Below are 7,675 nucleotides of genomic sequence, written 5' to 3'. Positions count from 1 at the left end.
CTTCCGCCGCATAGGTATTGGTGTCCATATCTCGGGGGGAACGCCCCCCGAACTACCCGGTCACCTCGACCACGGCCGACCGGTCACCGAGCCAGCCTTGTCGGTGACCGACCTCGACCACCGGATGCGCGGCTTCATCATCGAGCAGTACCACCAGCGACCCCACCGCGAGACCGGCGAGAGCCCACACCGGCGCTGGCTCGCCGACGGCTGGCTGCCGCAGCTGCCCGAGAACATCGACACGTTGGATCTGCTGCTCGTCCAGGTCGCCACCGGGCGGATCGTGCACCGCGACGGGATCCACTTCCAGGGTCTGCGCTATCTCGACCCGGTCCTGGCCGCGTACGTGCGTGAACCGGTCACCATCCGCTACGACCCCCGCGACATCACCGCCATCCGGGTCTTCCACCACGACCGCTATCTGTGCACCGCGATCAGCCCCGAACACAGCGGCCGGACGATCTCCCTCAAAGACATCGACACCGCCCGCCGCGCCCACCGCCGCCGCCTGCGCAGCCAGATCCACGAACGCATCCAACTCGTCACCGACTACCTCCCCACCCCCGCCGCACCACCCGCGCCGGAGCCTGCTCCGGCCCGCCGCCGTTCCACGCTGCGCACCTACCGCGAGGACTGAACGGTGAGTCCCACCGACAGCGGCCGGTTCATCGTCACCAAAGAACACCGCCGTTTCACCGAATTCGCCGACGCGGTCCGCCGCGATCGCACCATCGGACTGTGCTTCGGCCCCGCCGGGGTCGGCAAAACCCTCTCCGCCCGCCGCTACGCCCACTGGGACACCGTCGAACCACTCCTCGACGACTGGGGACCCCGCGACAACGACGCCGAACAACCCATCAACGCCGCCCTCGCCCGGGCCCGCACCATCGTCTACACCCCCTACGTCGGGGTCACCACCCGCCGGCTACGCGAGGATCTGCACCAACTGCTCACCCGCGCCGAGATCTGCATCGACACCCACCTGAACCCACCGCCGCGGCCGCTGACTCATCCCCGGCCCCGCAGCCGACGAGCGAGCCGGGTCGAGTTGTGCATCGTCGACGAAGCCGAACGATTGAGCACCAGCGCCCTCGAACACCTACGTGATCACTACGACCGCGGGGAGCACGGACTGATTTTCATCGGCATGCCCGGCATCGAAAAACGCTTCGTGCGCTACCCGCAGCTCTACAGCCGCGTCGGGTTCGCCCACCACTACCGGCCGTTGTCCCACGACGAACTGATCTTCGTGCTGACCCACCATTGGCGCAGTCTCGCCGAGAGCCTGGACCCTGCCGACTTCACCGACCACCAGGCCATTGCTGCCGTCGCCCGTCTGACCGGCGGCAATTTCCGGCTCATCCAGCGCCTGTTCCGTCAGGTCGATCGCATCCTCGAGATCAACGATCTGACCGTCATCACCGCTGACGTCATCGACACCGCCGCCGAAACCCTCGTCATCGGCACCACCTGAGATCACCCCGTACCTGCCATACTCCACGGAAGATCCCCGGTCATACAGGCCCGAAGGTCACATCGCCCGATTCGGCGGCGGACGTTTCATATACGTTCGTTTTCGGAACAAGATCAATTTTGCGGACCGATCCTCAAACAGCACACCCCGACACGGTCCGGCACTCGATCGCGTCCTGCGGAAGACGGCCGTCCGACCGTCCTGCTTAACCGTCCTGCATGTCGGTCTCGAATAGCTGACCCAAACAGCACTTTCGTCGCCTCATGGATGGAATCCTGATCGGCTATTCCCGATGCAGCACCGTGGGCCAAGATCTGCAACCGCACCACGGAGCCCTCAAAGGCCGGAGTCCGCGACGACCGGATCTATACGGACAAGGGCGCTCTATACGGACAAGGGCTACGCGGGAGACAAGCGACATCGGCCCGGTCTGTGCGAAGCGCTCGCCGTCTGCCGCAGTCGTCAGCGCGGCAAACGCCGCCACATCGCCCGCGGCAGCAGGCGCATCCCGAAGAACACCGGGCGCAGCACCGCCGGCACCCACACCTCCCCGCGCCCGCGGTGCAGCGCCTGCACCGTCGCGCCGGCGACCTGCGGTGGGGTGCTCGACAACGGTGCAGGGCTCATGCCCTCCGTCATCCGGCCGATCACGAAACCGGGGCGCACCAGCAGCAACGACACCCCGCTGCCGTGCAAGGCATCCGCCAGGCCGGACGCGAAACCGTCGAGGCCGGCCTTCGCCGACCCGTACACATAGTTGGCGCGGCGCACCCGCCACCCGGCCACGGAGGAGAACACCACCAGCCGCCCCGAGCCCTGCGCGCGCAGCCGCTGGGCCAGGTCGGTGAGCAGCGCGACCTGCGCGAGATAGTCGGTGTGCACGATCGACACCGCATGGGCCGCATCGGTTTCCGCGTGGGCCTGGTCGCCGAGGATGCCGAAGGCCAGCACCGCCACATCGATCGGCCCGAAGGCGGTGATCCGGTCGAGCACCGCGGTGTGTGTGTCGAGGGCGTCGGCGTCGAACTCGACCGGGTGCACCGCCGTCGCGCCTGCTACCCGCACGGCGGCGCACTCGTCGGCGAGGTCGTCGGCGCGACGGGCGGCGAGGATCACGGTGCGGCCCGGCGCGAGTCGGGTGGCGACCTCGACGCCGATCTCGCTGCGTCCCCCGAAGATGACGACGGTTCCCTGCGCGGTGTGGTTCATGCGGCCAGTGTCCCGGGTCGAGCTCCGGGATGCAGTGGCGGGGTTCTACTCTCTGCGGGATGGACAGTGACCGCACCCCGAGCATCGACGTCTCCCTCGCCGACAAGCTGCTCGCCCTGCTCGACGAGCGGTGAACCCGGCCGGGTGTCAGCCCGGCAGCACCGTCAATCCGTGCGGGCGCAGGTTCATCGACTCGCAGCCGTCCTCGGTGACGACGACGATGTCCTCGATCCGCGCACCCCACTCACCGCGGAAGTAGATGCCCGGTTCGATGCTGAACGCCATGCCGGGCTGCAGGATGTCGTCGTTGCCGGAGACGATGTACGGCTCCTCGTGCACCGACAGGCCGATGCCGTGCCCGGTGCGGTGCACGAACGCCTCCCCGTAGCCGGCGGCGGCAAGCAGGTTGCGGGCGGCGGCGTCGACGTCCTCGGCGCGCACGCCGGGCCGCACCGCATCCACTGCGGTCTGTTGTGCCTTCTCGAGCACCGCAATCTTCGTCGCGATCTCCGGGTCCGGTTCGCCGATGCTGTAGGTGCGGGTCGAATCCGAGTAGTAGCCAGGTTCGACGGGACCACCGATGTCGACGACGACGATGTCGCCGGATTCGATGACCCGCTCGGACACCTCGTGGTGCGGGTCGGCGCCGTGCGGGCCGGAACCGACGATGACGAACGCCGCCGCGGTGTGTCCCTCTTCGAGGATCGCGGCGGTGATGTCCGTGGCCACCTCGGCTTCGGTGCGTCCCGCGCGCAACCATTCACCCATGCGGGCGTGCACCCGGTCGATGGCGGCACCAGCGCGGCGCAACGCCTCGACCTCGTCGGTGTCCTTGACCATCCGCAGCTGCCGGATCACCGACGTCGCAAGCGCCGGGGCGTTGCCGAACCGGGCGGTCAGCGGCACCAGGTGCAGCGCCGGCATCGCCTCGGCCACCGCGAACGCCCCCGCCGTCGCGACGAGTTCGCGCACGAGCGCGTAAGGATCCTGACCGTCCACCCAGTCCCGCACCGGCAGACCGAGCTCACCGATCGCGGAGTCGTTCAGCGACGCCAACTCCAGCCGCGGCACCACCACGGTGGCGCCGGAGCCGTCGGTGGGGATCACCAGGCAGGTCAGACGCTCGAACGACTCGGCGCGCGAACCGGTGAGATACCGCAGGTCCGGTCCGGGGGTGATGAGCAGCGCGTCGAAGCCGGCGACGGCACCGAGTTCGGCGGCGCGGGCCAGGCGGGCCGCGTAACGGTCGGCGGGGAATCGGGGGGCGGCAGTGGTCATGTCTTCGAGCCTAGTGGCCGCGGCCGGATGGCAGGATGTGGTCCGTGACCGCACCGGAGAACCCCACGCCCGCACCGGACCCCACGCTGATGTTGCTCGACGGCGCGAGCCTGTGGTTCCGCGCCTTCCACGCCATCCCGGAGAAGGTCACCGCCCCCGACGGCAGCCCGGTCAACGCGGTGCGCGGCTTCGTGGACATGGTGGCCTCGCTGATCCGCACCCACCGTCCCACCCGACTGGTGGTGTGCCTGGATCTGGACTGGCGGCCGGCCTTCCGTGTCGCGGCGATCCCCAGTTACAAGGCGCACCGGGTCGCCACCGGGTCGGACGGCACCGTCGAGGAGGTCCCACCCGCGCTGCTGCCGCAGGTGCCGGTGATCCTCGACGTGCTCGCCGCCGCCGGCATCGCCACCGGCGGGGCGGCCGGTTTCGAGGCCGACGACGTGCTCGGCACCCTCGCCGCCCGCGAGACCATCGACCGGGTGATCGTGGTCAGCGGCGACCGCGACCTGCTGCAGGTCGTCGCCGACAGTCCGGTGCCGGTGCGGGTGCTCTACGCCGGGCGCGGATTGACCAAGGCCGAGTTGTTCGATCCGGCGTTGGTCGCCGAACGCTACGGGGTGCCCGGCGAGCGGGCCGGCGCCGCCTACGCCGAACTCGCGGTGCTGCGCGGCGACCCGTCGGACGGACTCCCCGGCGTCAAGGGGGTCGGGGAAAAGACCGCCGCGTCGTTGCTGCAGCAGTACGGCTCTCTCGACGCGGTGCGCGCGGCCGCGGTCGACAAGTCGTCGTCGATGGCGAAGGGCATGCGGGTCAAACTCGCCGCTGCGGCGGACTATCTGGATGCGGCGCTGCCGGTGGTGCGGGTCGCCACCGACGCCGACGTGGACCTGTCCCGCTCGGACGTGTTGCCGGCGGCACCGGCCGCTCCGGAGCAGCTCACCGCGCTGGCACAGCGGTGGGGTCTGGAACGGCCGGTGTCCGCGCTGGTCGCGGCCCTGGCCGACCGATGACCGCTTCCGGTCAGTTGGGGCGGCCGACCTCGTAGGTGCCGTTGTCGTCGGTGATGGTGACGGTCACCTCCCGGAACTGGTCGTCCACGGTGACCGCGCAGGTGAAGCTGTGGCCGGCCTCGACCTTCTGATCGCTCGGGCACTGCACGTCGCCGACCTGCCCGGCCCCGTAGGACTCGGTGAGCACCTTCGCGATCCCCGCCTGGGTGGATTCGGTGTCGAGGACCTTCCCACCGAATATCGTCGTGGCGAGGATCCCGACGATGGCGAGCACCACGACGAGCCCGGCGCCGCCGAGGATCCACGGCAGCTTCGACTTGCTGTTCTGCTGAGGCGCGCCGCCGGGCTGCTGCCAGGTGTTCGCGGGCGCTCCCCAGGGCTGCGCCCCGGCGGGCTGCTGCCCACCCCACCCGGGGACGGGCTGCGTCGGTTGCTGACCGGGCGCGCCCCACGGCTGCTGTGCGCCCGGTTGCTGACCCCAGCCCGGTGCCTGTCCTGGTGCCTGCTGACCGGGTGCCGGCTGCCCCCAGCCGGGGGCGGGCGGCTGCGGGGCCGGACCCCAGCCCTGTTGCGGCGCACCGGTCGGCGCACCCCACGGATTCTGTTGCCCGGCACCGGGCTGCGCGGGAGTCTGCTGCCCGGCGGGCGGCGCCCACCCGGGCTGCGGAGCGTTCCCGCCCGCACCGGTGTCGGGTTGCCACGGCGACTGCCCGGCGGTCGACTGTCCCCAGCCGGTGCCGCTGCCCTGCCCCCACTGCTGCTGGCCGGCGGGCGGCGCCCACGGTGATCCGGGCTGCTCACCGCCCCCGGACGTCGGGTTCGGTGCCCACGGATCCGTCGATTCCGGCGGCTTCTGCCCCGGCGAGTCCTGCGGTTCGTTCGGCCCGGTCATCGTCGTCTCCACTCACCCTTCCCGTTGTGTGCCCATACGGTAGCGTCCACCCGCCGCGGGCATCCACGCCTACCGGGCGTCCCGGACACCCCGCAGGGGCCGGGTCATTCGGCGGTGGGATCGACGGCGACGACCCCGCGACGCACCGCCCCGACCGCCTTGCCGGCGGTGCGGGCGAGTTCCGGATCGTCCGCGCAGGTCCGGATCTGATCGAGCAGATCGATCAGCTGCCGGCACCACCGCACGAAATCGCCGGGCGAGAGTTCCTTACCGGCGGCCTCCGCGGCGACAAGCGCCTCGGTCAGCGACGCGGTCGACGCCCAGGTGTAGGCGGCGGTGACGAAACCCAGATCCGGTTCGCGGGTCGGGGGCAGCCGGTGCCGGATCTCGTCGGCCCGCAAGCCGTCGCAGATCCGGGTGGTTTCGGCCAGCGCGTGCCGGATCGGGCCGGTCGGCCCGACGACGGTGACCGGTTCGTCGGTGCGCGACTCGTAGATCACCGCCGAGGCGACCGCCGCGAGTTCGGCGGCGGACAGTCCCGCCCAGGCACGGCGACGCACGCATTCGGCGACCAGCAGATCCGATTCGGTGTAGATGCGGGCGAGCCGCTCCCCCGCCTCGGTGGTCGCCGGATCGTCACCCTCGGTGAGATAGCCGCGTTCGGTGAGCAGCGCGACGATCCGCTCGAAGGTGCGCGCCAGCGAATCCGTCGCCGCGGCGGCCTTGCGGCGCTGCTGCTGGGTTTCGCGCAGCAACCGGTGGTAGCGCTCCCCGGCACGCGCCAGCGAGTCCAGATCGGGGTGCTTGCGGGCCGGATGGTGCTTGAGTTCGCGGCGCAACGCGTCGATCTCGCGGGTGTCGCCCTTGGACGTGCTGCGCTTGGGACGGCGCGGCGGCACGAGGCCCTTCGACCGCAACGCCGACGCGATGTCGCGGCGCCCACGGCCGGTGCGGTGATCGACGTGCCGCGGCAGCCGCAGCGTGCCCAGCACCGTCGCCGGGGTCGGGAAGTCCCCGGCGGAGAGGCGACCGGACCACGCGTCGGCGGTGACGACCTGCGGCCGCGGATCGCCGGCGTCGGTGTCCGGCAGCACCACCACGGCCAGGCCGGTGTGTTTACCGGCGGGCACGGCGATGATGTCACCGCGCCGCAGGGTCACCAGCGACGCCACCGCCGCGGCCCGGCGATCCTGCTTGCCGCGCCGCTCGTGGGCGCGTTCGGCGTCGGTCAGTTCGGCGCGCAACCGCAGATAGTCGAGGATCTCGCTGCCCTCACCGCCGAGCTGGTCGCGCAGCTGTGCGAGGGTGGCCTCGTTGCGGTCGATGCCGCGTTTGAGACCGACCACCGACTTGTCGGCCTGGAACTGGGCGAAAGACATCTCCAGCAGCGCCCGCGACCGCTCCACCCCGACGGCGTCGATGAGGTTGACCGCCATGTTGTAGGACGGGCGGAACGAGCTGCGCAGCGGGAAGGTGCGGGTGGAGACGAGCCCGGCGACCGCCGCCGGTTCGATGCCCGGCTGCCACAGCACCACCGCGTGGCCCTCGACGTCGATGCCGCGCCGCCCGGCCCGGCCGGTCAGCTGCGTGTACTCGCCGGGGGTCAGCTCGGCGTGGGTGTCGCCGTTGAACTTGACGAGCTTTTCGAGCACCACGGTGCGGGCCGGCATGTTGATGCCCAGCGCGAGGGTCTCGGTGGCGAACACCGCCCGCACCAGCCCCCGCACGAAGAGTTCTTCGACGGTGTGCCGGAAAGCCGGCAACATCCCGGCGTGGTGGGCGGCGATGCCGCGTTCGAGGGCGGTGCGC

7 protein-coding genes are annotated in these 7,675 nt (G+C 70.8%); 3 read left to right on the top strand and 4 right to left on the bottom strand.

The features are described 5' to 3' along the window. Together QR64_RS04425 and QR64_RS04420 are read left to right on the top strand one after the other, a co-directional pair. On the top strand, window positions 1–637 hold a 637-nt coding region (locus tag QR64_RS04425; RefSeq protein ID WP_235367008.1), incomplete at its 5' end, for a Mu transposase C-terminal domain-containing protein. A 3-nt stretch (window positions 638–640) separates the two neighbouring features. Further along, entirely contained in the window at window positions 641–1,474 is an 834-nt protein-coding gene (locus tag QR64_RS04420) for an AAA family ATPase (RefSeq protein ID WP_039584321.1), read from the top strand. 462 nt (window positions 1,475–1,936) lie between these two features. Here QR64_RS04420 and QR64_RS04415 read toward each other — a convergent pair whose 3' ends face one another. After that, the gene (locus tag QR64_RS04415) at window positions 1,937–2,683 is read right to left on the bottom strand and encodes an SDR family NAD(P)-dependent oxidoreductase (protein WP_039584320.1); all 747 of its coding nucleotides are present in this window, start codon (window positions 2,681–2,683) and stop codon (window positions 1,937–1,939) included. A 147-nt stretch (window positions 2,684–2,830) separates the two neighbouring features. Beyond that, complete coding sequence (locus QR64_RS04410) at window positions 2,831–3,961, bottom strand: M24 family metallopeptidase (protein ID WP_039584318.1); 1,131 nt, start codon at window positions 3,959–3,961, stop codon at window positions 2,831–2,833. Window positions 3,962–3,996: 35 nt separating this feature from the next. Here QR64_RS04410 and QR64_RS04405 point away from each other — a divergent pair, with 35 nt between their 5' ends. Then, window positions 3,997–4,974, top strand: a complete 978-nt coding sequence (locus QR64_RS04405) for a 5'-3' exonuclease (protein WP_039584317.1) — start codon at window positions 3,997–3,999, stop codon at window positions 4,972–4,974. A gap of 10 nt (window positions 4,975–4,984) precedes the next feature. On the opposite strand, the gene QR64_RS27545 is transcribed toward QR64_RS04405, so the two are convergent. Together QR64_RS27545 and QR64_RS04395 are read right to left on the bottom strand one after the other, a co-directional pair. Beyond that, window positions 4,985–5,866, bottom strand: coding sequence for a DUF4333 domain-containing protein (locus QR64_RS27545; RefSeq protein ID WP_039584322.1), 882 nt, complete (start codon window positions 5,864–5,866; stop codon window positions 4,985–4,987). A 104-nt stretch (window positions 5,867–5,970) separates the two neighbouring features. Then, a partial coding sequence (locus tag QR64_RS04395) for a helicase-related protein (RefSeq protein ID WP_039584315.1) occupies window positions 5,971–7,675 on the bottom strand: 1,705 nt, incomplete at its 5' end.

It is taken from the genome of Rhodococcus sp. Chr-9 (genome assembly GCF_000801125.1).
In the GTDB taxonomy this organism is placed as follows: Bacteria; Actinomycetota; Actinomycetes; order Mycobacteriales; family Mycobacteriaceae; genus Rhodococcus; species Rhodococcus pyridinivorans.
The sequence above is the reverse complement of the archived record's forward strand: the minus strand, read 5'-3'. Positions and strand labels throughout refer to the sequence as shown.